We start from the raw sequence: 22,149 nt of genomic DNA, 5'->3' as shown, positions 1-22,149 counted from the left end.
TCTTTAAGTGGTCAGATCTTTTGCGACTGCGAAGTGGCATCCGCGATACCAGGACCAGTCACCTCGAACACCGCGAGGCACGTCATCGCATCACGGAACTAGGGGTAGAAAAAATCGATTTTCGATTGACGGCAATGGTCGAGCCCGTCAATCTCCGCCGCCATGAACGGCATCGAGTTGAGTTTTCGTGAGGGATTTGGCGAAGAGCGGCCGCGCAGTCTGACGTCTGCGGTGCAGGAGCGGCTGCGCGCGGACATCCTTTCGACCCGGCTCTTGCCCGGCCAGAAGCTCCACATCGCGGGTCTCGCCAAACAGTTTTCCGTCAGCCTCGCCGCGGTGCGCGAGGCGCTGTCGCGGCTGGTGGCGGATGGGTTGGTGCAGGCCTCCGACCAGCGCGGCTTTCGCGTCAGCCCGGTCTCGCTCGCCGATCTCGCCGACGTCACGCAGACGCGGATCGATATCGAAGGACTGGCGCTGCGGCGTTCGATCGAACGCGGCGACGCAGCTTGGCTCGCGGCGGTCGAGGCCGCCTGGGAGGCGCTGAAGGCGGTGCCCTACCGCTATCCCGATCAGCCGGGCGTGCACTATGAGGAATGGGTGGTGCGCCACCGCGTTTTTCATCGCGCGCTCGTCAATGCCTGCGGCTCGCGGTGGCTGCTCGGCTTTCGTGACGAATTGCACGAGCAGAGTGAGCGCTATCGCCGGCTGTCGATCCGGCGCGAGGTCGGCAAGCCGCGCGATGTCGAAGCCGAGCACGCCGCGATTGTCGAAGCCGTACGCAGGCGCGACGCGGATGCCGCCGTCATCGCGCTGTCCAAGCACTTCACGGTCACCATGGAATTCGTCGAGCTCGCCGCGCCCCGGATCTCGGAGGTGAACGGCACGAACTGAAGGCCGGGAGCAGTTCCCGGAAACAAACAGCCATCCCGGAGGAAACAGAACTATGCCCATGTCCCGCCGCCATGCCCTGGCGTCGCTCGTCGCCGTCACCGTGCTCGCTGCGCCTGTCGCCGCCTCCGCGGCCGAGACGGTTCGCGTCGGACTGCCGACCAAGACCTATTGGCCGACGACGATCGCCGAGACCGCCGTGCGGCAGAAGCTGTTCGAAAAGGAAGGCATCAACGCCGAACTGACCATCTACCGCGGCGGTGCGGAGACCTTCGAGGCGATGGCGGCAGGTGCTGCCGACATCATTCTCGATCCGCCCTCGCTGGTGTCGGCCGGGCGCAAGAAGGGCGTGATGTCGAAGCTCGTCGCCAACGCCGCGATGGGCAGCTTCGGCTGGCAACTGATGGTGCCGGTCAAGTCGACGCTCGAGGTGAAGGATCTGAACGGCAAGAAAGTCGCGATCACCTCGGCCGGCTCCGGCTCCGACCTGCTCGCGCTGTGGACCGCGCAGGACAAGAAGCTCGAATTCACCCGCGTGCCGGTCGGCGGTGGCGGCCTGGTGCCGAACCTGCTCGCGGGCAATGTCGATGCCGCCGTGGTCTATTCGCCGCTCAGCTTCCAGATTGCGAAATCGGGCGAGGCACGCACCATCCTCGACTATGCCACGGCGGTGCCGCCGAATCTGAGCGCCGGCTGGATCGTGCTCGACAAATATGCCCACGCCAAGCCCGAGGTGGTGCAGAAGGCCGTCAACGCGCTCTACGGCGCGCTGCAATTCATGCGCGCCAACCGCGACACGACGGTGAAGCTGATCGCCGAGCTTTACGAGATGCCCGCCGAGATCGCCGCCCTGGAATATGAGAACACGATCCTGAAGCTGGAGACCGACGGCAACATGGGTGCCGCCAACGTGCCCGCCGCCGTGCAGCTTTCGCTCGATCTCGCCAAGCTCGGCGGGCTCAAGGATATCGTGCCGGTGGAGGAGATCATCTCCACCAAGTTCAAGCCGGTTCCGACGAAGTTCTGAGATGCAGGGCACACTTGCCATAAAGCTGGCGCGGATCGCGATCGTGGTCGCGGTCTTTGCGCTGTGGGAATTGCTGTCGCGCACCGGCATCGCCAATCCGCGGCTGCTGCCGTCGGCGTCCGACACGCTGGTGACGCTCGGCGATCTCCTGCAGCGCGCCGCAGTGCGCAAGGATCTGATGGTGACGGCGACCGAGGTGCTGGCCGCGTTCGCGCTCGCGGTCCCCTCAGGTGCACTGATCGGGTTCCTGATCGCGGAAAACCGCTACTTTGCGGAAGTGGCAAAGCCGCTCTTGTTCTTCGCCTTCAGCATCCCGAAATCGATCTTCCTGCCGATGTTCATCCTGGTGTTCGGCGTCGGCTTCTCGCAGAAGGTCGGCTTCGGCTTTTTCTCGACCATCTTCATAGTGATCATTTCGACCACGACGGCGGTGGAGTCGGTGAAGGTCGAGCATTTGACGGTCGCCCGCTCCTATGGCGCGACGCCCGCGCAGACCGCGTTCCGCGTCTATCTGCCGAGCATGCTGCCGGTGCTGCTGGAGGCGTTGCGGATCTCCATGATCTTCAATCTCACCGGCGTGATCCTCGCCGAGATGTACGCCTCGCGCGATGGCATCGGCCACCAGATCGCGACGTGGGGCGAGAACTTCCAGATGAAGCAATTGCTGGCAGGCGTGGTGATGGTCGCGGCGATCGCGATGACCTTCAACGAACTGATCAGATGGGTGGAAACGCGATGCAGCCATTGGCGAACGTAACACCGCTAAAGCCTCCGCCGCGCGCAGGCGCGATCGAGGTCAAGAATGTCGGCCAGGTCTTCAAGACCACGACGCAGGACGTGGTCGCGCTCGACAACGTTTCGCTCGAGATCAAGCCGGGCCGCTTCGTCGTGCTGGTCGGCCCGAGCGGCTGCGGCAAGTCGACGCTCTTGATGATGATGGCCGGCCTGCGCCAGCAGACCACGGGCACCATCACCATCAACGGCGCGCCGATCCCCAAGCCTGACCCGGACCGCGTCGGCGTGGTGTTCCAGGAAGCGAGCCTGTTCCCGTGGCTGACCGCCGAGGAGAATGTCGAGTTTCCGCTGGCGCTGCGCGGCGTGGCGAAAGCTGAGCGTCGCGCCAAGGCGCAGGAGGCGCTGAAGCTGGTCGGGCTCGACGGTTTCGGCAAGCGTCATCCGCATGAATTGTCCGGCGGCATGAAGCAGCGCGTCTCGATCGCGCGCGGCCTGGTGCAGGATCCGCCGGTGCTGTTGATGGACGAGCCGTTCGCCGCGCTCGACGAGCAGACCCGCATGACCATGGGCGACGAATTGCTCCGCATCTGGTCGGCGACCGGCAAGACCGTTGTGTTCGTCACCCACAGCCTGACCGAGGCCGTCTACCTCGCCGACGAAGTGATCGTGATGTCGGCGCGGCCCGGCCGCATCGTCGACCATCTGCAGGTGCCTCTGCCACGGCCGCGCACCTATGAGATGCTGAGCGGCGATGCCTTCGGCACGCTGCGCGACCGCATCTGGCGGCACATCCGCAAATCGGCGTGAGGCTTGCGATGAGCGCGAAGACGCTACGGCATCTGATCGTGATCGGCCTGATCGCGCTGTGGGAAATCCTGCCGCGCACCGGCCTCATTCCGGAACTGTTCCTGCCGTCGCTGTCATCGACGCTCATAGCCGGATGGAACGAGGCGCCGGAATACGGTCACGCGCTGGCGGTGACGCTCTACGAGGTCGCGATCTCGATGGCGTTCGCCTGCGGCGGCGGCATCCTGCTCGGCGCCATCGTTGGCAGCGTGCCGCGGCCGCGCGTGCTGATCATGCCGATGGTCTCGAGCCTCTATGCGGTGCCGCTGGTGATCCTCTATCCCGTATTCACCGTGTGGCTCGGCATCGGCACGGAATCCAAGATCGCCTTCGCCTCGATCTACGGCTTCCTGCCGACGATGCTCGCGACCGCGGCCGGAATCCAGACCATCGACCCACAGCTCATACTTGCCGCGCGCAGCATGGGTGCAACGATGAGCCAACGGCTTGTCCGTGTCATCATTCCCGCCGCGATCCCGACCGTGCTGTCGGGCCTGCGCGTCGGCGGCGCGCTCGTCATCGTCGGCGTCGTGGTGTCGGAGATGCTGATCTCGTCGGCCGGCATCGGCTACCTGATCTCGCGCTACCGCACCATCCTGGACAGCCCGCATGTGTTCGCCGGCGTGCTGCTGGTGCTGTTCATGGCGATGGCGTTCAATGCCTTGATCAAGTGGATCGAGCGCAAGGCCGCGATCTGGCAGACCGGCACCCGCGCCGGCCAGAGCGCTGCCGACGACATCGGGTCCGGCGCCGTGCAGCCAGCGACGTAAGGGATATCAAGCGTGTTCGACCTGACATTGAGTTTCGACAACGGCCCCGAGCCGGAGGTCACGCCGCGCGTGCTCGACATCCTGCGCGAGCGCGACATCAAGGCGACGTTCTTCGTGATCGGCGAGAAGCTCAGTGATCCCGCGCGGCGCAGGCTCGCCGCCCTCGCCCATGACGACGGCCACTGGATCGGCAACCACACCTTCACCCACAGCATTCCGCTCGGCCTGCAGGCGGATGCGGACACTGCAGAGAACGAGATCGGCCGCACGCAGGCGGCGATCTGCGACCTCTCCCATTCGCAGCGCTGGTTCCGGCCGTTTGGCGGCGGTGGCAATCTCGACGACCGTCTGCTCAAGCCGTCCGTGGTCGATTACCTCACCCGCAACAAGCATAGCTGTGTGCTCTGGAATGCGATCCCGCGCGACTGGGAGGATCCTGACGGCTGGGTCGACCGCGCACTCGATCAGTGCCGGTCGCAGCCCTGGACGCTGATGGTGGTGCATGACCTGCCGACCGGCGCGATGGAGCATCTCGAGGATTTCCTCGATCGCGCCGCCGCCCTTGGTGCCCGCTTCCGCCAGGAGTTTCCGCCCGACTGCGTCCCGATCCGTTCGGGCGAGATCGTGCTGCCTATCGACGCCTACGTTTCCTCCATCGAAGAAAGAGTCAAATCATGAAGATCGCAAGTTTCAAGGCGGCCAATGTCGCAAGCTACGGCATCGTCACCGACGCCGGCGTGATCGACGCCGGCAAGCGGCTGAAGGACTTTCCCACGCTGAAGGCGCTGCTTGCGAAAGGCTCGCTCGAGGAGCTGAAGAAGCTGCAGGGCGAACGCGCGGACTATGCGCTCAAGGAGGTCGAGTTGCTGCCGACCGTGCCCGATCCCGACAAGATCCTCTGCATCGGCGTCAACTACGCCACGCACCTTGCCGAGAGCGGCCATCCGACGCCGCCGCATCCGATGATCTTCACCCGCTTCGCCAACAGCCAGGTCGGCGCCGGCCAGCCGATGATCCGGCCGCTGGAGTCCGAGCGTTTCGACTATGAAGGCGAGATGGCGGTCATCATCGGCAAGGCCGGCCGGCGGATTTCGCGCGAGGCTGCGCTTTCGCATGTGGCCGGCTACGCCTGCTACAATGACGGCAGCATCCGCGACTGGCAGCGCCACACCTCGCAATTCGCGCCGGGCAAGAATTTCGTCGGCACCGGCGCCTTCGGCCCGTGGATGGTGACGACGGATGAGATATCAGACATCAGCAAGCAGAGCATCGCCACCCGCCTCAACGGCGTCGAGGTGCAGGCCGCACCGATCTCGGACCTCGTGTTCGATGTCCCTGCCCTGATCGCCTACTGCTCAACCTTCACCGAGCTTGCGCCCGGCGACGTCATCGTCACCGGCACCACCGGCGGTGTCGGCGCCTATCGCAACCCGCCGCTCTGGATGAAGGAGGGCGACGTGGTCGAGGTCGAGATTTCCGGCATCGGCGTGCTGCGCAATCCCGTCAAGGACGAAGCCGCGGCCGCAGCGACGCGTGCGGCCTGAAGCCGAACCAAGAACAACAAGGAGACTATCATGAACCTCCCGACGCATCTCTTGCCGACCACCGTGGTCGGCAGCTACCCGCAGCCGGAATGGCTGGTCGATCGCGCCATGCTGTCGAAGGTCGTGCCGCGCACCCGCCTGCATGCGATGTGGCGGTTGCCGGCCGAGCACTTGGAAGAAGCGCAGGACGATGCAACCATCGTCGCCATCAGAGACATGGAGCGCGCCGGCATCGATATCGTCACCGACGGCGAAATCCGCCGCGAAAGCTATTCCAACCGCTTTGCGACCGCGCTCGAAGGCATCGATGACGAAAATCCCGCTGTCATCACCGCCCGCACCGGCAGTACGCAAACGCCGGTGCCGCGCGTGGTCGGCCCGGTGAAGCGGACGCGCGCCGTCGAGCTGCATGACATGCAGTTCCTGCGGCAGAACACCGACCGCGCGGCCAAGATCACCCTGCCCGGCCCGTTCACCATGAGCCAGCAGGCCAAGAACGAGTTCTACAAGGACGACGAGGAACTCGCGATGGCGTTCGCGGAAGCCGTCAACGCCGAGGCGCTCGACCTGCAGAAGGCCGGCGCCGACGTGATCCAGCTCGACGAGCCCTGGGTGCGCAACAATCCGGACCTCGCCAAGCGCTATGCCGTGAAGGCGATCAACCGCGCCCTTCAAGGCATCACGGTGCCCACCGTCGTGCATCTCTGCTTCGGCTATGCCGCGGTTGTGCCGGGCTCGAACAAGCCGGCCGGCTATTCCTTCCTCGGCGAGCTCAACGACACCACGGCCGACCAGATCTCGATCGAGGCCGCGCAGCCGAAGCTCGATCTCGGCGTGCTCAAGGAGCTCTCGTCGAAGAAGATCATGCTTGGCGTGCTTGACCTCGGCAATCCCGAGATCGAGTCGGTGGAGACGGTCGCGGGACGCATCCGCAATGGCCTGAAGCAAGTGCCCGCCGAACGGCTGGTGGTCGCGCCCGACTGCGGCATGAAGTACATGCCGCGCCACGTTGCGTTCGGAAAGCTGAAGTCGATGTGCGACGCCGCCGCGCTGGTGCGGAAAGAGATCGGCGGTTGATGCGATCACATCCGCCGCTTGCGCCCGTAGGCGGCGGATAGAGATTGGGCCTTACGACTGCGATGCCGAGCGCGTGGCTGCGGCCTGCGGTGGGCGGTCGTTGAGCCGGACCACGACGACGATCCGCTTGATTTCGCCGTTGCGGTAGGCCTTCAGGAAATGGTCGTAGTTCTTGATCGAGACGCAGCCGTTGGAATCGCCGTTCGGGCCGAGCATGTAGGGGTGGGCCAGCAGGCCGGCGCGGCCGAACGTATCCGTGCCATCGACCGGGGTCATGCGCAGCGCCGGCACGCCATGGAACAGCTTCTCGCGCGGCTTCATCTCGTAGATGCCGGGCGGCGTCGCGCCGGCGTTGCGGGCAGTCACACGGGAAGGATCATCCATCAGGCTGCCAAGTCCCGAATGCGCCTCGAGCTTGGTGCCGTCAGGCATGTAAACGGTGCGCGCCGTGATGTCATAGACGGCGGTCGTGCTGTCATAGCCGAGCGTCGTCAGGCTCGGCCCGGTGCCGGGAAGGATTCCGCCATTCGGCTCGAGGGACGCCAGTTGCACCCGTCCTGGCACCCAGTCGGTGATCTTCTGCCAAATGGAGCGTTCCTCCGCCTGCGCGACGGGTGCCGGAGCGGGCGGCAGATCGTTCTTGACCTGCAGGTTCGCATCGACCGGGCGCGACCGCGGCAGCGGAATCGCGGCAACCGTGGAAGACGGCGCCGGATTGGGCGGGCTGGCTTGCGCAGGTTCATCAGTCTGGGTGTCGCGAAGCTGCTCGGTCAGCGAACCCTGGATATGGGCGAATTCCGCATTGAAATCGTTACGGCTGCCACGAAGCATCGGGCGCGAGGGATAGTAGATAAAGGCGGAATCGAGCGTCGAGCGCGCCCCGAACCGATCGTTGAAGGAAATCGCCGCGGACGTGTTCGCCAAGGCCGAACCGCGCAGCAAATCCAAGGGGTTAATCTCTGTGATCCAGACGGCAAGGGCAGACGCCAACGCAAACGAGGCGACAGAAAATGTCGCCTTGCCCACCCATCGAGCACCACCCCGCGGGCGCTCGGCTGCACCTGTCCCAATATGACCCATCTAACCCCGGTTCGGCGCATCGGAGCCTCTGACGGGCTCCAGAAGGGATTCACCGAATGACTGGGGATATCACGGAACAAGACTTGGGCACAATCGAGACCAAATACCCGGTCACCCCCGAAAAGTGATGACGGAAAGGCCCGCGCAAGCCCGGCTTAGGGAGCCAAATACCGCAGCAGTTCCGGGTCGTCCCTGATGGCGGCGGCCGGGCCCTGCAGCGCGACGCGGCCGCGATCGAGGACATAGGCGTAGTCGGCCACCCGCAGCGCAAGGTCGAGGTGCTGCTCGACGATGACGACCGCGATGTCCTTTGCCAGTTCGATCAGGCGCTCGGTGATCTCCTCGATCACACCGATCCAGACGCCCTCGGTCGGCTCATCCAGCAGCAGCAGTTTCGGGTCGCCGAGCATCGCGCGGCCGATCGCCAGCATCTTGCGCTCGCCGCCCGATAGCGTGCCGGCGGGCTGGTCCAGTCGCTGGGCCAACTTCGGAAAGATCGCCAGCACCCGATCGATGGCGGCGGCGTCCCGATTGCAGAGCGCGCCGACCGCAAGATTATCGCGCACGGACAGCCGCGCGAACACCGAATACTCCTGCGGCACATAGCCGATGCCGAGCCGCACGCGCTCCTCGGTCGGGCGGCGGCCGATATCCTTGCCGTCGAACTTGAGCTCGCCATTGGACAGGCCGAGTTCGCCGACGATGGTCTTCATCAGCGTGGTCTTGCCGGCACCGTTGCGGCCGAGCACGGCGACACCGCCGCGCCAGGGAATGCCCATATTGACGTCGAACAGGACCTGGCTGCGGCCATAGCCGGCGTCGAGATTGACGATATCGAGGAACTGGCTGTCAGGCACGGCGCAGATAGATCTCCTGTACGTCCGGGCTCGCCTGGATCTCGGCGACGGTGCCGCTCTCAAGCACCCGACCCTGGTCGAGCACGGTGAGCCGATCGCAGATGTCGCGGATGAAATCGAGGTCGTGCTCGACGATCACGAGCGAGCAATGCGACTTGATCGGCTGCAGCAATTCGCCGGTGACGCGCCGCTCCTCCAGGCTCATGCCGCCGGTCGGCTCGTCCAGCAGCAACAGCCGCGGCTTGCCGGCGAGCGCCATCGCGATCTCCAGCCATTGCTGCTGGCCATGCGACAGCGTCGCCGCCGCGTCATGGGCGCGATCGGCGAGGCGGAACTGAGTGAGCATCGCCATGACCTGGTCGTGCAATATGCCGCGGGTGCGCGACAGCACGAGGTCGAGCAGCGAGCATTGCGCCTGCAGCGCCAGCAGGATGTTGTCGTAAAGCGTCAGCGACGGCAGCACGCTGGTGATCTGGAATTTCAAGCTCATGCCGGCGCGGGCGCGCTCGGTCGGCGACAGCGTGGTGATGTCGCTGCCGGCAAAGTGCACGGTGCCCTCGGTCGGCGTTTCGGCGCCGGCGACGCATTTCATCAGCGTGCTCTTGCCCGAACCGTTCGGGCCGATCAGGCCGTGAAATTCGTTCTCGGAGACCGTCAGCCCCGCGCCGTCAAGCGCGGTCAATTTGCCGAACACCTTCTTGATGCCGGTGGCTTCAAGGAGCGGCATGGCTGCTCCCCTTCGTCTTTCCGCCGAAGCTGCCGACGCGCTCGCGTTCGCCGAGCACGAAGCTGATCAGGCCGAGCGGGCGGAACAGGATCACCAGGAGCAGCAGCACGCCGAGGAGGATCGGCCAGATGTCGCGGTAATTGTCCGACAGCCAGAAGCTGACGCCCTCGATGATCACGGTGCCGATGACGGCGCCAATCAGCGTGCCCGATCCGCCAAAGAGGACATAGAGCACGACCTGGGTCGAGATCACGACGCCCAGCATGTTGGGCCAGACGAACCCCTCGTGAAACGCATAGAGACCACCGGCGAGGCCCGCGATGGTGCCGCCGACGGTAAAGACGATCGCCTTCAGATGCTGCGCCTTGTAGCCGAAGAAGGCGATGCGCTGCTCGTTCTCGCGCAGGCCTGCGAGGGCAAGGCCGAATTGCGAGCGCACCAGGAAGCGGCACAGCAGATAGACGACGAGCAGAATGCCGAGCGCGAGATAGTAATAGACCGGCCCCTCCGTAATATCGGTGCTGCCGAGCGACATCGGCGGGATCGAAGGAATGCCGTTCTGCCCGCCGAGATAATACCAGCCGCGCGCCAGGCGATCGGCGGCATAGGAACCGGTGAGCGTGCCGAGCGCGACGAAGATCATGCTCGACGGATTCCGGCCGAGCAACAGGAAGCAGCCGAGCAGGAGCGAGAATATCAACCCGATCAGCATCGCCGCCGGCAGCACCAGGAAGATCGAAGTGACGTTGAGATCGCGCGCCAGCAGCGCCACGCCGTAGCCCGCCGAGCCGAAGAACAGCGCCTGGCCAAAGCTCATGATGCCGGCATAGCCCCAGACGAGGTCGAACGACAGCGCGAACAGCGCAAGGATGATGACGCGGGTGGCGAAGACGGTCAGGTAGTCCTGCAGCACCAGCGGCAGGAACACCCCGACCAGCAACACCAGGATTTCCACTATCGGCAGGACCCTGTGCGGCGTTCTGGCCTGTGACGCCAGCGCGGCGGTCGCGCCGCGCTCGGCCATCGCGATGTCCGGCTGTTCGTCGATCCCCGTACGAACCGCCTGCTCGGTTGCGCCCATTCTTGACTCAGCATTCCTTGGGGTCGACGAGCCCGCTGCTGCGGGCCACGATCTCGTACACGCCGCCCTTGGCGACGGCGGTGTACATGTTCATCTTGCAGTGCCGCTTGCCCGGCACCATCTCGGCGGGACCGCCCGGCCCTTCCGCGATCTTGGCATGATCCAGCGCAGCCGCAACGGAATCGCGATCGACCTTGCCGGCCTCCTTGACGGCGGCTGCCCATAGCTTCAATCCGCGGTAGGTGCCTGTCGCGGCGCTGCCGGCGGCGAACAGGAAGTTGCCGGGGAAGTCCTTCTCGTAGGTCGCCTGGATCTTGGCGCTGACCGGATCGTCCTTGGTCAGCACCTTGAAATAGTCGAGGCAGCTCGCGAGGCCTTCGATCTCGTTGGCCTGGTTGATGTTGAGCGTGTTCTCGTCATAGTAGACGCAGGATAGCCGGCCGCCGTTCTTCAGGAAGCCAGCTTCATAGAGCTGCTTGAAGAACGGACCGACGCCGGGCGGGATTACCGTGTTGAAAACGACGTCGACCTTATTGGAGATGATGCGGTTGACGGTGGCGCTGAAATCGACCTGGTCGAGCGGGTAGTACTCCTCGAAGATCACCTCACCGCCATTGGCCTCGATCACCTTGCGCGCGTAGACGTTCAGCGTATGCGGCCAGACGTAGTTGGCGCTTGGCAGTGCGAAGCGCTTGCCGCCGTTCTTGATCAGCCAGGGGATGAACTCGTCGCATTGCTGCGCAGGCGTCGGGCCGGTGCAGAACAGATAAGGCGTGCACTCCTTGCCCTCATAGAGCTGCGGATAGATGTAGAGCGTCTTGCCGCGGGCGACGATCGGGTCCTTGATTGCGTTGCGCATCGAGCTCGTAATGCCGCCGAGCACGAGATCCACCTTGTCGCGCTGGATCAATTTGCGGACGTTGCCGACCGCGACCGACTCGTTCGACGCGGTGTCCTCGATGAAGAGCTCGATCGGACGGCCGAGCAGGCCGCCGGCATCGTTGATCTCCTTGACCACCATCTTGGCCGTATTGGCGTCGGCATTGCCGGCATAGGCGATCGGTCCGGTCAAGTCGGTGGCGATGCCGACCTTGATCGGGCCTTCGGCCGCATTGGCCCATTCGGGACGGATCACCCAGCTTCCCACGCCGGTCGCGATCGCGGTGGAGGCAAAGGCAAAGTTTTGCAGGAAACGACGCCGGCTTAATTTCAAATAATCGCTACGCATGAGACTAGACCCCTTTTCCCGAAAGCAGGCCTTGCGGCCGGAATTTGATGAAGACGATGGCAAGCACGAAGACGAGGATGTCGGCGATCACGGGCGCCATCACCCACGGCAGCGCCGCGCTCAGGGTGCCGATCACGGCCGCACCCGCGACCGGGCCGATGAACGACCCGACGCCGCCGACCATGACCGCGACAAAGCCCTGGATCAGGAAGCGGATGCCGAGATCGGCGAACAGGCTGAACACCGGCACCAGCAGCGCGCCGGCCAGCCCCGCAAGCGCCGCACCGAAGGCAAAAGTGGTGCCGTACATCGCGGCGGTGGAAATGCCGGAGGCTCGCGCCAGCGCCGGATTCTCCAGCGTGGCACGCACGCGGAGGCCGAAAGTGGTGCGCGAGAGCAGGAGATAGCAGCCGATCATCACCAGGATCGTGATCACGATGATGGTGAAGCGCCATGCCGAGATGTGGACGGTGCCGAGATCGATCGAGCCGCCGATCGGCTCCGGCACCGAGAGATAGAGCCCGCCAATCAGGCCACGCACGCATTCGCGGATGATCAGGCCAAGCGCATAGGTGCCGAGCATCGCGACGATCGGGGCTGCGTAGAAGCGCCTGATGATCAGCGCCTCGAGCACGAAGCCGAGCGCGCCGACCAGAAACGGCGCGGCCGCCATGCCGACCCAGACCGGGAGGCCATGGCTATAGGCGAGATAGGTGACGTAGGCACCCAGCAGGACGAACTCGCCCTGCGCAAAGTTGAAGATGCCCATCATGCTGGCGATGATCCCGAGCCCCAGCACGACCAGGACGATGATCGCGCCGAAGCTCAGGATTTCGAAAGCGGCGACGAATGCACTACCCATGCATCGCGATCCGGCCGAAGTGCAACGGTAGCTCCCTCACATCTTCTTCCAGTCGCCGGATTGCTGGAAGGCATGCGCGGCGCGGTAGATGGTCGATTCCTCGAAGTGGCGGCCGACCAGCATCAAGCCGACCGGCAGGCCGTCGACCATGCCGCACGGCAGCGACATCGCGGGGTGGTGGCTGATGTCGAACGGCGCGGTGTTGGAGATCATCTCCAGCGCACGCGCGACATATTCCTCGCGGCTCGCATTGGCCGGCGGCAGTTGCGTCGCTTTCATCGGCGTCGTGGGCAGCAGCAGGAGATCATAGTCCTTGAACACCGCGTCATAGGCGGCCGTCAGCCGGCGCGAGATGTTGACCGCCTTGCCGTAATGGCGCGGGCCGAAGGTGTTGTTGATGTAGGTGCCGAACAGCAGCAACAGCTTGGTGGTTTCCGAGAGCGAATCCGCCTGCCGCCGCCAGCCGCGGTGGAAATCCATCAGCGAGGTCGAGTAGAGGTCCGGACGGCTCAGGCCGTAGCCGTCGCCATACATCATGGTTTGCGTCATGCCCTCGGTGCCGATCGGCATCCAGATCGCGGGACCGAGCAGATGCATCGGAATGGAGACGTCGCTGACGGATGCGCCGAGGTCCTTGAGGCGCTTTGCCGCCTCGCGGACGCTTTCGTTCACCGCAGGCTCCGCTCCGGCCTGCTCAAAACCTTCCTTCAGCACACCGATCTTCAACCCCTTCACGCCCTGGCCGAGCGCCTTGGTATATTCATCGACCTTCGGCGCCTTGATGCGGGGATCGTAGCCGTCGTCGCCGGCCAGCACTTCGAGCAGCAGCGCATTGTCTTCCACCGTCGCCGTCATCGGGCCGGTGTGATCGACGAAGACCTCGATCGGCATCACGCCGGTATAGGGCACGAGCCCCCAGGTCGGCTTCATGCCATAGGTGCCGCAGAACGAGGACGGCATGCGGATCGAGCCGCCCTGGTCGCCGCCGATCGCCATGTCGACCTCGCCGAGCGCCACCACGACGCCGCTGCCTGACGACGATCCGCCGGCCGAATAGCCCATCTTGTAGGGGTTATGCACTGGCCCGGTGGAATTGGTGTGGCTGCCGCCGGAGATGCAGAAGGATTCGCAATGCACCTTGCCGGCGATCTCCGCGCCGGCATCCAGCATGCGCGTCACGATCGTGGCATCGAAATCGGGAACATAGCCCTCGAGCGTTGCCGAGCCGTTCATCATGGGCACGCCGGCGAGCATGATGTTGTCCTTCAGCGCGACCTTCTTGCCCTTGAGCTTGCCGGAGTCTGCGCCCTTCACCGTCGCCTTGCGGTACCAGGCGTTGCGCGGGTTCTCTTCCGGGCTCGGCCGATAGCCGGGCGTGCGCGGATATTTCACAGGCGGCACCTCGTCGGGCATCGCGGCGACGAGGTTGTAGGCGTCGACCGAGCTTTGCATCAGCCCGCGGAACGAAGCGACGTCTTCGTCGGAAAGCGCGAGGCCGCATTGCGCGGCGACCGCGCGAAGTTGCGTTGGGGTCGGAAGCACGACGGACAAGACACTCTCCCTGGAAGCTTGATGATGTGGGCGGCCGCGGAATGCGCGCGAGAACGCGGTGCCATCCGAAGCCGCGCCAGTATTACAGACGGAAATATTTTCCTTTTCAAGAATTATTTTGCAGAACGGCGCGCGGGCGCAATTCCGTCCGTGTGTCAGATCGTCTTGATCAGCTTGAAATCGAGGCCGTCGGCTTCGGCGAGATACATCGGCATCTCGGCACGGCCGCTCCGAATGGTCACCGGCCCTCGTGCGCCGGTATAGACGATGTTGCGCCCTGCGGTGAGCAGCGGCTTGAACGCCAGCGAGCCCGCGCGCTCGGCCGCTGCCTGCAGGAAGCGCAGGCCTTCGTAGTTGGACTGCGCAACCGAACCGATCGGCGGCGCGGTGGGGCCGAAGGTGGCGTGATACTGGCTAAGGAAGTCGTCGTTGGCGCGCGAGCCGATACCGATGAAATAGCCGGACGCGCAGAACAGGTTCTCGGTGTTGTCGGCGCCGATACCGAGCAGCACGGTCTCATCCATCGCGCCGGCCAGCCTGAGCGTGGTTGCCGCCAGGCCGCTCTCGGCAAAGGCGCGGTTGAAGGTGATGCTGTCGGTGCCGATCAGCGAGATCAGCACGACGTCCGGGCGCGCGGCACGGATGCGGTCGAGATGGGCGGAATGATTGTCCTCGCCGACGGGAACGAACTCCTCACCAACCACCTGCCCGCCGGACTCCGCAATGTATTTCTTGACTGCGCGATGCGATTGCCACGGCCAGACATAGTCGCTGCCGATCAGATACCAGCGCGAGGCCTTCTTGACGTCGGCGAGCCAGTGGATCGCGGGGCGGCTCTGCCAGCGCGGCGTCTCGCCGATCGCCATCACGCCTGGCGTGCGCTCGCCGCCCTCATAGACCGGCGTGTAGATATAGGGGACGCGGCCGCCGGTGACCTTGCGCAGCGCGACGCGGACCGCGCTGATATGTGAGCCCATGATCACGTCAACCTCGTCGAAGGCGACCGCCTCTGCGGCACGGCGCACGACGTCCTCGATCGGGCCGCCCGCATCCAACATCGTCAATTCGATCTCGCGGCCCAGAATGCCGCCGCGACGATTAATCTCGGAGACTGCGAGCAACACCGCGTTGGTGGTGGCCGGCCCCCAGATTCCCGGCGAACCGGAGAAGGTGAGGAAGTTCGCGACCCTCAATTTGTTGTGCGCGCCACCTCGCTTGCTGAAGCCGACATCAGCGGGATGCCAGGACGGATCGGTCGTCGGCGCCGACAGGCCTTTGAACACGAAGGGCGGCATGGGGGCGCCGCCGCTGTTGACGCTGACTGTTGAGAGCACGCCCACTCCTGTCCGACACTTCGCCCGTCTTTTGTTCGAGCATGATCTTGTCGGAAAACCGGTATCCACTTTTCCGGATCATGCTTCGAGCACGGCGCATCGATGCGCCCGCCGCCGGTTTCCACCCGTTCGACAAATATCCTAGGCGAAAATATTGAAACTTCAACAATTGCCATGCATATAGAACGGGCAATCAGCGCCAGTCATTCACTCATCAGGGTCAAAACAAAGTCTTCAATCGTGGCCAAACCGCCAAGCCAAGATACCCCTCTCACGGAACATCTCGCCTACCTGCTCGCGCAAGCCAACCGGGAAATCAACCGGCAGCTTGAATCGCGGCTGGCCAAGGAGGGTGTGCCGGTCGAGCAGTGGCGAATTTTGAAAGTCCTGTTCGACGGCAACGGACGTTCGATGGGCGAGCTCGCCGAAGCCGTGCTGCTCAATCACCCAACGCTGACCAAGATCGTCGACCGCATGGTGTCCGACGCTCTCGTCTACCGCGTCCAGGATCCGAAGGACCGCCGCAAGGTGCTGATGTTCTGCTCCGAGCGCGGAAAAATTCTGTGCCAGCGATTGAACTCCCTCGCGATGAGCCAGGAAGCGCATATCGTCGAGAACTACGGCAACAAGTCCACCAACGAATTGAAGCGGCTGCTCGAAAACCTGATCGACAGCGCGAATTGATGCGCGAACTTGTAGGGTGGGCAAAGGCGCGTCAGCGCCGTGCCCACCATCAAGCGCTCCGCTTGTAACGGTGGGCACGCTTCCGCCGTCAGGTGTTGATAGGTTTTAGCCAGAAGTCGCTTTGCCCACCCTACAAAACTACAAAACTCACGGCCGAAGATGCGGCGTCGTATTCGGCGCGGGCGCCTGCTCCAGTTCGGTCTCTTCCGGCAGCTTCTCGCCGTGCACGGTGAGCGGCCGGCCGATCCAGAGCGGATCAGCCAGATGGTCGCGGCGCGGATTGCTCGTGTTCGGATGCACGAGGATGCTGAGGCTGCCATGGTTGAGCATCAGCCACGGCACGAACTCGGCAAACACCTCCGTGGCGAAAGCCACCTGGTACATGGCCTGATCGTGCGGCCCGATCTTGACGTCGTGCCATCGGCCGAGCGTGACCGAAAAGCGCTCGCCGATCCATGTCCTCAAGCGCTCGGCCTCCGGCCGCGTCGTCGCCGGATCGTAGTAGACATGGGCGTGATAACTCGCGATCTCATCGGCTGACCGCGGCGCGGCATCTTCCTGCAAATCGCTCATTCGATTCACCTCGCCTGTTCAGTCAGGGTTATCTAAGCGTTCTTCAGGTCCAGTGCCATGGGCCGCCCCGGCGCGGGTTCTGATGAGGCCAACGAGCATGGTCGATTCAATGATCAGAGGGCCGAGAGGACATGCGGACGCGCAGCCACGTCCACAGGCATATGATCACCGGCACGGCGACGGTCACCCATGAGAGGTAGCGGCCGAAATCGCCCCACATCAGTGCAGCCAGAAGCCCGATCAACGTCAACACGGCGACAAGGATCGGCGCGCCGAATACGCTGAGCCAACGGGGCGAGCGGTCAGTGCGACTAGTCATCGCGACGCGAGCGCCACGGAACCATCCGCCCGCGCGGTAGCGGCATGCGCCTTCCTGCTGCGTCGCGCGAGCCAGAGATAGAGACCGCTGCCGATCACCACGATCGTCAGCACGTCGAGCACCGCCCAGATGATCTTCAGCGGCATCCCGCCATAATCGCCGAAATGCAGCGGTTGCGAGACCAAGAGCGCCTGGAGATAGGTCGGCAGCGCGCGGGTATCGGCAACCGCTGCGGTCTCGCCGTCGAGCAGCACCGGCTTCAACAGGCGCGAGGTCAGCGGCGTGTCGCCGCGCATGAAGGCCGCAAAATGATGCGACGAGGTGAAGGGCGTGCCGGGATACGCGATGAACGCGATCTCCATGCCCGGCGCAGCCTTGGTCGCCTGCGCAACGACATCGTCCAACGACGCGAGACGCGCCGGCGGCGGCTTGCCGGCATAGGGCGCCACCATCGCGGCGAGCTCGGTCGACTTCCACTGCGCCAGCATCAGTTCCGCCCAGGTGTTGACGACGCCGGTCAAGCCGACCACGAGCGCCCAGGCGATGGTGACGACGCCGATCAGATTATGCCAGTCGAGCCAACTGACGCGACGCGAGCTGTTCTTGCGAATGGTCGCAAAGCTCAAACGACGCGTGAACGGCCAGTACAATACAACGCCCGAAATGATCGCGACCGCGAACAACAGCCCCATGCCGCCGAGGAACAGCTTGCCGGCCTGGCCCGCGAACATATCGGTGTGCAGCTTCAGCACGATCAGCATCGGGCCGGTGCCGACCGGGCCAAGCAGCTTGGTCGAGACCGCGTCGAAGGCGCGCACCGTCGCATTGTCCGGCTTGCCGTCAACGGCATCGTTGGTGAAAGCCATCACGAGCCCGGGCTCATCCTTGTCCGAGGAGACGTACTGCATCACCCGGCCGGCGTCGGCGCCGAGTGCAGCCTCAACGATCCGCTGCGGAGGCACTGGCCGCAGGCCGGCCGCGGCTTCTGGCTGCGGCGCGTAGCCTAGCACCTCGTCGATCTCGTGGTGAAAGATCAGCGGCAGGCCGGTAAGGCACAACAGCAGCAGGAACAGGGTCGAGACCAGGCTGGTCCAGGTGTGGACGAGCGACCAGAGCCTGACGGTGCGCGCCTTCAGCTTCGTACTCCTTTACCATTTGTAGGAAAGGCTTGCCGTGATCCGACGCCGGTCGCCGTAAAAGCAGGCGGTCGGCGACGAGCAGCTTGCAACGTAGATCTTGTCGGAGACATTGACGACATTCAAGGCGGCCCGCCAGTTCTGCCATTCATAGTGAACCGCCGCATCGCCAAGGAAGACGGCTGGCACAGTCAGCGTGTTGGCAGTGTCGGCAAAGGATTCGCCGATGTATCTCAGGCCGCCGCCAAAGCCAAACCCGCGCAGCGGCCCATCCTGGAACGTATAGTCCGCCCAGGTCGACGCCACATTCTGTGGCGTATTGGTCGGCGCCTTGCCGATCAAAGCGGGGTTCAGGTCCTTGCTGATGAATAGATTGTAGGTGGTGAAGGAGCCGGTCACCTTGAGGCCCGGCATGACATTGGCGACGACTTCGGCTTCGACGCCGCGCGAGGTGACCTCACCATTCTGGGTCTGCAGTCGAGTGTTGTTCGGATCTGTCGTCAGCGCATTCTGGCGTTTCAGATCGAACAAGGCGACGCCGAAATGGCCGTTGAAGCCGAGAGGCTGGACCTTCAAGCCGATCTCGGTCTGCTCGCCCGTTTCGGGCAAGAGCAACTGGTTCGCGGCGTTGAGGCCGACAATCGGATTGTAGCTGGTCGCATAAGCGACATAGGGTGCGAAGCCGCTGTCGAAATTATAGATCAAGCCGACACGGCCGCTGAACCGGCTGTCGTCACGGTTCTGAGCCAGGCCAATATGATTGTCGTTGTTGGTTGCAACCCAATCGTTGCGGCCGCTCAGCACAAGCGTAAAGCTGTCGAGCTTGATCTGATCCTGTATATAGGTGCCAAGCTGCTTCTGAGTCAGCGCCGCATCCTGGTAAGGAGCTCCGTTGAAGGGTGCAGTCGGCGTGTAGACCGGGTTGACCAGGTTGAGCGGCATCGCGGCGCCAAAGCCCTGCCAATCATCCAGGCTGTAATGCTTCAGGTCGAGCCCGAACAGCATAGTATGGCGAAGCGGCCCGGTGGCGAAACGATATTCGAGCTGGCTGTCGAGATCAGCCTGGTTGGCGATGCCCCGGGTCACAAAGTTGCCGCGCGCGAGATTGGCTGCGGCAGGCGTGGTGGCATAGCCGAGGCCGTATAGCGTCGCCAGAGTGACGTCGACATGGGCGAAGCGTGCATTCTGCCGGAACGTGACGCTGTCGGAGAGATTGCGCTCGAACTGATAGCCGAGCATTTCCTGTTCCCGCTTGAAGGTATCCATGCTGGGATCGCTAGCGAACAGTTGTGTCGGAATGCGGCCGAACGGCGCGTCGACGACGGTGCCGACGTAAGGCAGAAAGTTCTGGCTGCGCGTCTGGTTATACGAGGCTGATGCGAGCACGGTGAAACTGGTGTCGGCATCGGGCCTCCACGTCACGGACGGCGCAATGAAGTAATTGTTGTTGGGGTGAAGTCGACCGCGTACCGCCATTTTGGACCTGGCCTACCACGCGATAGAGTAATTGGCCGTTACTGGCCTGCGTTTGCACCGGCCCACCGAAGTCGAAAGCAACATAGGCGTTGCCGAAATTGTTGACGCCGGTTTCAAGATAGCGGATCGGTTCGGCTGGCGGCATCTTGCTGACGGCATTCACGATGCCACTCGGACTTGAGCCGCCGTAAAGCACCGCCGAAGGCCCGCGCAGGACTTCGACCCGCTCCAGGTTGAACGGCTGCAGCTTCCAGCTCGCGTAAGATGTGTAGAACAGTTGCAAGCCATCGAGGAACAGGCCGATATCGTCGGACTTGAAGCCGCGGATCAGGAACCAGTCGTTGCGGTTATCCGCGCCGAAGGTACTGGCCACAACTCCCGGCGCGTAACGCAGAATCTCGTCGAGCTTGCCCGGCTTCTGGTCGCGGATCTGCTCGCTGCCGATCACCGAGATCGCCTGCGGCGTCTGCATGATCGGGGTGTTGGTCTTGGTGCCGGTCATGCTGCGCCCGGCAACATAGCCCTCGATCGGCCCGCGCGGATTCTCGACCACGGTCGCATTGCGACGTGGCGGCTGCACCTGGCGCGGCGGCGTGATCTGCGTGGCGCGCTGAACACGGCGCTGCGCCACGGGCGCCGCGCGGCGGCGCGTTTCTGGCGCCCGAACTTCGACCGGCGGTAGCGGCTGGGTAGTTTGCGAAGAACTCGACTGCGCGAACGTTACCTGGGGCACCAATGCAAGAGACGATACCGTCGCCGACGCGGCGACAGCCAACCCACGAAGAACCTTCAATCCACTACCCCGACTGCAGCTTGACCCCTACGCGCCGCAATGAGCACGGCGCGCCAGCGCGATCACGCTTAGGCGAGGAGTGGAGGCCGCCGCCAATAGAACACCTCTATAACTTTCAAGAATCGTTCCAAGAATGATTCTTAAAATGCAAGCATCGATTGCATCGAGAAACATCATCTCCTGAGCTGTGCGACATCGCGCATGTACGCGAGATCGATCATGCGTCCGTGGCTGACGACTGCGGCCGGAGGCGCGTGAAAGCGAAGCACATTCGTGACATCGGGATGATCAAGCACGACGAGGTTGGCGGGGTAGCCCGCCTCGATGCCATACTTGGCCAGATTGACCGCCTCTGCCGGGCGCGACGTGATCATGTCATGGAGCGTATCGATGTCCTGTTCCTTCGTCATCCACAGGAGATGCGCGGCGAGGAACGCCACTTCGGGCATGTTGTTCCGGCCGAATGGATAGTAGGCATCGGAGATATCGTCCTGCCCGAGGCAGACGTTGACGCCCTGTTGCAAGAGTTCCTTGACCCGCGCGTGCAATGGACCGGTGTGGGGATCGCTAACGATACTGACGCGCGCCTGCCGCAACAGCTCAGTCAATTCGCCGAAATAGGATTCTGGATAGAGCGCCATCGCCCGGCAATGATGCGCCAGCGCGCGTCCCTGATAGCCGCGCGCGATCGCCTGGCGCGCCATCGCTTCCAGCGTCTTCATGTTGGGATCGCCGACATCGTCCAGCAACATCGAAATATCAGCGTTGAACTCGGCGGCGAGATCGAAACAGAAATCGATGTGGGCCTGCATGTCGTCGGCGCTGGATTCGATCCAGGGAATGCCGCCGACGACGTCGGCGCCCATCGCCATCGCCTCCCGCATCAATCGGTCGGCACCCGGCTCGCGCGCAAGCCCGTCCTGCGCGAACGCCACGACCTGGAGATCGACGATGCCGCGGAATTCCTCGCGCACCGCCAAGAGCGCCTTGACGCCCTCGAGCCGCGCTTTGGTGTCGACATCGGCAAAGGCACGGATATGCAAATTGCCATGCAGCGCCGCGAGCGCGACTGCGCGCCTGGCGTTCGGAATGATCCAGGACGCGTCGTATTTCTCCTTCACCGCGGCGGCGAGATCGATCGCCTTCGCCGCCTCGCTCATGCCGCCGCCGTGATAGGCCTCAAGCGCCGCTTCCGACATCATCGGCAGCGTCCACACCTTGCAAAGATGCAGATGCGCGTTGACGTAAGGCGGCGTGACCAGGTTTCCACCGGCATCCAGCGTTAGGCGGGCATCGCTGCCGAGGCTCGGCGCTATCTCGGCAATGACACCGTCCGAAATCGCGATGTCTGCAAGCGCATCGCCCTCGCCCAGCAAGCGGGCATTTCGGATCAGCAGGTCAGTCATATCGGGAATTCCAGTCAGAAAGGAGAATCGGGAAGCCAGGCCTCGTTTCGAGGGCCGCAATGCACATCTGATGCAAGAAGGATACCGTTCTGGCGCGGCCGTTCACGCCTGCCCACCCGGGCAGTTTCCAACGGCGCGGGAGCGTGCCCAGATTG

At 63.8% G+C, this 22,149-nt stretch carries 23 protein-coding genes; 9 read left to right on the top strand and 14 right to left on the bottom strand.

Features of this window, described 5'->3' with window-relative positions; genetic code table 11:
• Positions 1–162 precede the first annotated feature (162 nt).
• From ACZYOF_RS06120 to ACZYOF_RS06085, 8 genes are read left to right on the top strand one after another with little or no spacing between them, the layout of a single operon-like run.
• Positions 163–891: a GntR family transcriptional regulator gene (locus ACZYOF_RS06120; protein WP_282529985.1), complete on the top strand. Its 729-nt coding sequence runs from the start codon at positions 163–165 to the stop codon at positions 889–891.
• Positions 892–943: 52 nt separating this feature from the next.
• Positions 944–1,915 (top strand): ABC transporter substrate-binding protein, encoded by a 972-nt coding sequence (locus ACZYOF_RS06115; protein WP_463715153.1) that lies wholly within the window; start codon positions 944–946, stop codon positions 1,913–1,915.
• Between the two features lies 1 nt (position 1,916).
• Positions 1,917–2,672: an ABC transporter permease gene (locus ACZYOF_RS06110; protein ID WP_463715152.1), complete on the top strand. Its 756-nt coding sequence runs from the start codon at positions 1,917–1,919 to the stop codon at positions 2,670–2,672.
• Positions 2,651–3,457, top strand: a complete 807-nt coding sequence (locus ACZYOF_RS06105) for an ABC transporter ATP-binding protein (protein WP_463715151.1) — start codon at positions 2,651–2,653, stop codon at positions 3,455–3,457. Before ACZYOF_RS06110 ends, ACZYOF_RS06105 begins: the two co-directional genes overlap by 22 nt.
• A gap of 8 nt (positions 3,458–3,465) precedes the next feature.
• Complete coding sequence (locus tag ACZYOF_RS06100; RefSeq protein WP_463715150.1) at positions 3,466–4,266, top strand: ABC transporter permease; 801 nt, start codon at positions 3,466–3,468, stop codon at positions 4,264–4,266.
• A 12-nt stretch (positions 4,267–4,278) separates the two neighbouring features.
• Positions 4,279–4,944 (top strand): polysaccharide deacetylase family protein, encoded by a 666-nt coding sequence (locus ACZYOF_RS06095; RefSeq protein WP_463715149.1) that lies wholly within the window; start codon positions 4,279–4,281, stop codon positions 4,942–4,944.
• Positions 4,941–5,810: a fumarylacetoacetate hydrolase family protein gene (locus ACZYOF_RS06090; RefSeq protein WP_282529979.1), complete on the top strand. Its 870-nt coding sequence runs from the start codon at positions 4,941–4,943 to the stop codon at positions 5,808–5,810. Before ACZYOF_RS06095 ends, ACZYOF_RS06090 begins: the two co-directional genes overlap by 4 nt.
• A gap of 30 nt (positions 5,811–5,840) precedes the next feature.
• A complete protein-coding gene (locus ACZYOF_RS06085) occupies positions 5,841–6,887 on the top strand; it encodes a uroporphyrinogen decarboxylase family protein (RefSeq protein WP_130576804.1) in 1,047 nt (348 codons plus the stop codon).
• 51 nt (positions 6,888–6,938) lie between these two features.
• On the opposite strand, the gene ACZYOF_RS06080 is transcribed toward ACZYOF_RS06085, so the two are convergent.
• The 8 genes from ACZYOF_RS06080 to ACZYOF_RS06045 all read right to left on the bottom strand — a co-directional run bounded on the left by ACZYOF_RS06080 (position 6,939) and on the right by ACZYOF_RS06045 (position 15,607).
• The gene (locus ACZYOF_RS06080; RefSeq protein ID WP_463715148.1) at positions 6,939–7,811 is read right to left on the bottom strand and encodes a DUF2778 domain-containing protein; all 873 of its coding nucleotides are present in this window, start codon (positions 7,809–7,811) and stop codon (positions 6,939–6,941) included.
• Positions 7,812–8,122: 311 nt separating this feature from the next.
• Complete coding sequence (locus ACZYOF_RS06075; RefSeq protein WP_463715147.1) at positions 8,123–8,824, bottom strand: branched-chain amino acid ABC transporter ATP-binding protein; 702 nt, start codon at positions 8,822–8,824, stop codon at positions 8,123–8,125.
• Positions 8,817–9,551 (bottom strand): ABC transporter ATP-binding protein, encoded by a 735-nt coding sequence (locus ACZYOF_RS06070; protein WP_027582550.1) that lies wholly within the window; start codon positions 9,549–9,551, stop codon positions 8,817–8,819. Before ACZYOF_RS06070 ends, ACZYOF_RS06075 begins: the two co-directional genes overlap by 8 nt.
• Complete coding sequence (locus ACZYOF_RS06065) at positions 9,538–10,632, bottom strand: branched-chain amino acid ABC transporter permease (RefSeq protein ID WP_463715146.1); 1,095 nt, start codon at positions 10,630–10,632, stop codon at positions 9,538–9,540. The genes ACZYOF_RS06070 and ACZYOF_RS06065 overlap by 14 nt, the downstream gene beginning before the upstream one ends.
• 7 nt (positions 10,633–10,639) lie before the next feature.
• Positions 10,640–11,860: a substrate-binding protein gene (locus ACZYOF_RS06060; RefSeq protein ID WP_130576799.1), complete on the bottom strand. Its 1,221-nt coding sequence runs from the start codon at positions 11,858–11,860 to the stop codon at positions 10,640–10,642.
• A 4-nt stretch (positions 11,861–11,864) separates the two neighbouring features.
• Complete coding sequence (locus ACZYOF_RS06055; protein WP_463715145.1) at positions 11,865–12,722, bottom strand: branched-chain amino acid ABC transporter permease; 858 nt, start codon at positions 12,720–12,722, stop codon at positions 11,865–11,867.
• Between the two features lie 36 nt (positions 12,723–12,758).
• Positions 12,759–14,273, bottom strand: coding sequence for an amidase (locus ACZYOF_RS06050; protein ID WP_463715144.1), 1,515 nt, complete (start codon positions 14,271–14,273; stop codon positions 12,759–12,761).
• A 155-nt stretch (positions 14,274–14,428) separates the two neighbouring features.
• Entirely contained in the window at positions 14,429–15,607 is a 1,179-nt protein-coding gene (locus ACZYOF_RS06045) for a substrate-binding domain-containing protein (RefSeq protein ID WP_463715143.1), read from the bottom strand.
• Between the two features lie 240 nt (positions 15,608–15,847).
• Between ACZYOF_RS06045 and ACZYOF_RS06040 the strand changes: the two genes are divergently transcribed.
• Positions 15,848–16,291 (top strand): MarR family winged helix-turn-helix transcriptional regulator, encoded by a 444-nt coding sequence (locus ACZYOF_RS06040; RefSeq protein WP_028162613.1) that lies wholly within the window; start codon positions 15,848–15,850, stop codon positions 16,289–16,291.
• A gap of 147 nt (positions 16,292–16,438) precedes the next feature.
• On the opposite strand, the gene ACZYOF_RS06035 is transcribed toward ACZYOF_RS06040, so the two are convergent.
• The 6 genes from ACZYOF_RS06035 to ACZYOF_RS06010 form a co-directional block, all read right to left on the bottom strand.
• A complete protein-coding gene (locus ACZYOF_RS06035; RefSeq protein WP_463715142.1) occupies positions 16,439–16,864 on the bottom strand; it encodes a DOPA 4,5-dioxygenase family protein in 426 nt (141 codons plus the stop codon).
• Between the two features lie 106 nt (positions 16,865–16,970).
• Positions 16,971–17,183, bottom strand: a complete 213-nt coding sequence (locus ACZYOF_RS06030; protein WP_130576795.1) for a hypothetical protein — start codon at positions 17,181–17,183, stop codon at positions 16,971–16,973.
• Positions 17,180–18,319 (bottom strand): PepSY-associated TM helix domain-containing protein, encoded by a 1,140-nt coding sequence (locus ACZYOF_RS06025; RefSeq protein ID WP_463715170.1) that lies wholly within the window; start codon positions 18,317–18,319, stop codon positions 17,180–17,182. Before ACZYOF_RS06025 ends, ACZYOF_RS06030 begins: the two co-directional genes overlap by 4 nt.
• Positions 18,320–18,331: 12 nt before the next feature.
• Entirely contained in the window at positions 18,332–19,741 is a 1,410-nt protein-coding gene (locus ACZYOF_RS06020) for a TonB-dependent siderophore receptor (RefSeq protein ID WP_463715141.1), read from the bottom strand.
• A complete protein-coding gene (locus ACZYOF_RS06015; protein WP_463715140.1) occupies positions 19,683–20,570 on the bottom strand; it encodes a TonB-dependent receptor plug domain-containing protein in 888 nt (295 codons plus the stop codon). Before ACZYOF_RS06015 ends, ACZYOF_RS06020 begins: the two co-directional genes overlap by 59 nt.
• Positions 20,571–20,761: 191 nt before the next feature.
• Positions 20,762–21,994, bottom strand: coding sequence for an amidohydrolase family protein (locus ACZYOF_RS06010; protein WP_463715139.1), 1,233 nt, complete (start codon positions 21,992–21,994; stop codon positions 20,762–20,764).
• Between the last annotated feature and the right edge of the window lie 155 nt (positions 21,995–22,149).

It is taken from the genome of Bradyrhizobium sp. LeoA1Lang, from assembly GCF_055413685.1.
This window is presented reverse-complemented; position numbering and strand designations above follow the sequence as displayed.

What these genes read in the sequence shown, in the direction of transcription:
- ACZYOF_RS06120 (WP_282529985.1), top strand. Translation starts at nt 163, where the DNA reads ATGAACGGCATCGAGTTGAGTTTTCGTGAGGGATTTGGCGAAGAGCGG.
- ACZYOF_RS06115 (WP_463715153.1), top strand. Translation starts at nt 944, where the DNA reads ATGCCCATGTCCCGCCGCCATGCCCTGGCGTCGCTCGTCGCCGTCACC.
- ACZYOF_RS06110 (WP_463715152.1), top strand. Translation starts at nt 1,917, where the DNA reads ATGCAGGGCACACTTGCCATAAAGCTGGCGCGGATCGCGATCGTGGTC.
- ACZYOF_RS06105 (WP_463715151.1), top strand. Translation starts at nt 2,651, where the DNA reads ATGCAGCCATTGGCGAACGTAACACCGCTAAAGCCTCCGCCGCGCGCA.
- ACZYOF_RS06100 (WP_463715150.1), top strand. Translation starts at nt 3,466, where the DNA reads ATGAGCGCGAAGACGCTACGGCATCTGATCGTGATCGGCCTGATCGCG.
- ACZYOF_RS06090 (WP_282529979.1), top strand. Translation starts at nt 4,941, where the DNA reads ATGAAGATCGCAAGTTTCAAGGCGGCCAATGTCGCAAGCTACGGCATC.
- ACZYOF_RS06085 (WP_130576804.1), top strand. Translation starts at nt 5,841, where the DNA reads ATGAACCTCCCGACGCATCTCTTGCCGACCACCGTGGTCGGCAGCTAC.
- ACZYOF_RS06070 (WP_027582550.1), bottom strand. Translation starts at nt 9,551, where the DNA reads ATGCCGCTCCTTGAAGCCACCGGCATCAAGAAGGTGTTCGGCAAATTG.
- ACZYOF_RS06065 (WP_463715146.1), bottom strand. Translation starts at nt 10,632, where the DNA reads ATGGGCGCAACCGAGCAGGCGGTTCGTACGGGGATCGACGAACAGCCG.
- ACZYOF_RS06060 (WP_130576799.1), bottom strand. Translation starts at nt 11,860, where the DNA reads ATGCGTAGCGATTATTTGAAATTAAGCCGGCGTCGTTTCCTGCAAAAC.
- ACZYOF_RS06055 (WP_463715145.1), bottom strand. Translation starts at nt 12,722, where the DNA reads ATGGGTAGTGCATTCGTCGCCGCTTTCGAAATCCTGAGCTTCGGCGCG.
- ACZYOF_RS06035 (WP_463715142.1), bottom strand. Translation starts at nt 16,864, where the DNA reads ATGAGCGATTTGCAGGAAGATGCCGCGCCGCGGTCAGCCGATGAGATC.
- ACZYOF_RS06030 (WP_130576795.1), bottom strand. Translation starts at nt 17,183, where the DNA reads ATGACTAGTCGCACTGACCGCTCGCCCCGTTGGCTCAGCGTATTCGGC.
- ACZYOF_RS06010 (WP_463715139.1), bottom strand. Translation starts at nt 21,994, where the DNA reads ATGACTGACCTGCTGATCCGAAATGCCCGCTTGCTGGGCGAGGGCGAT.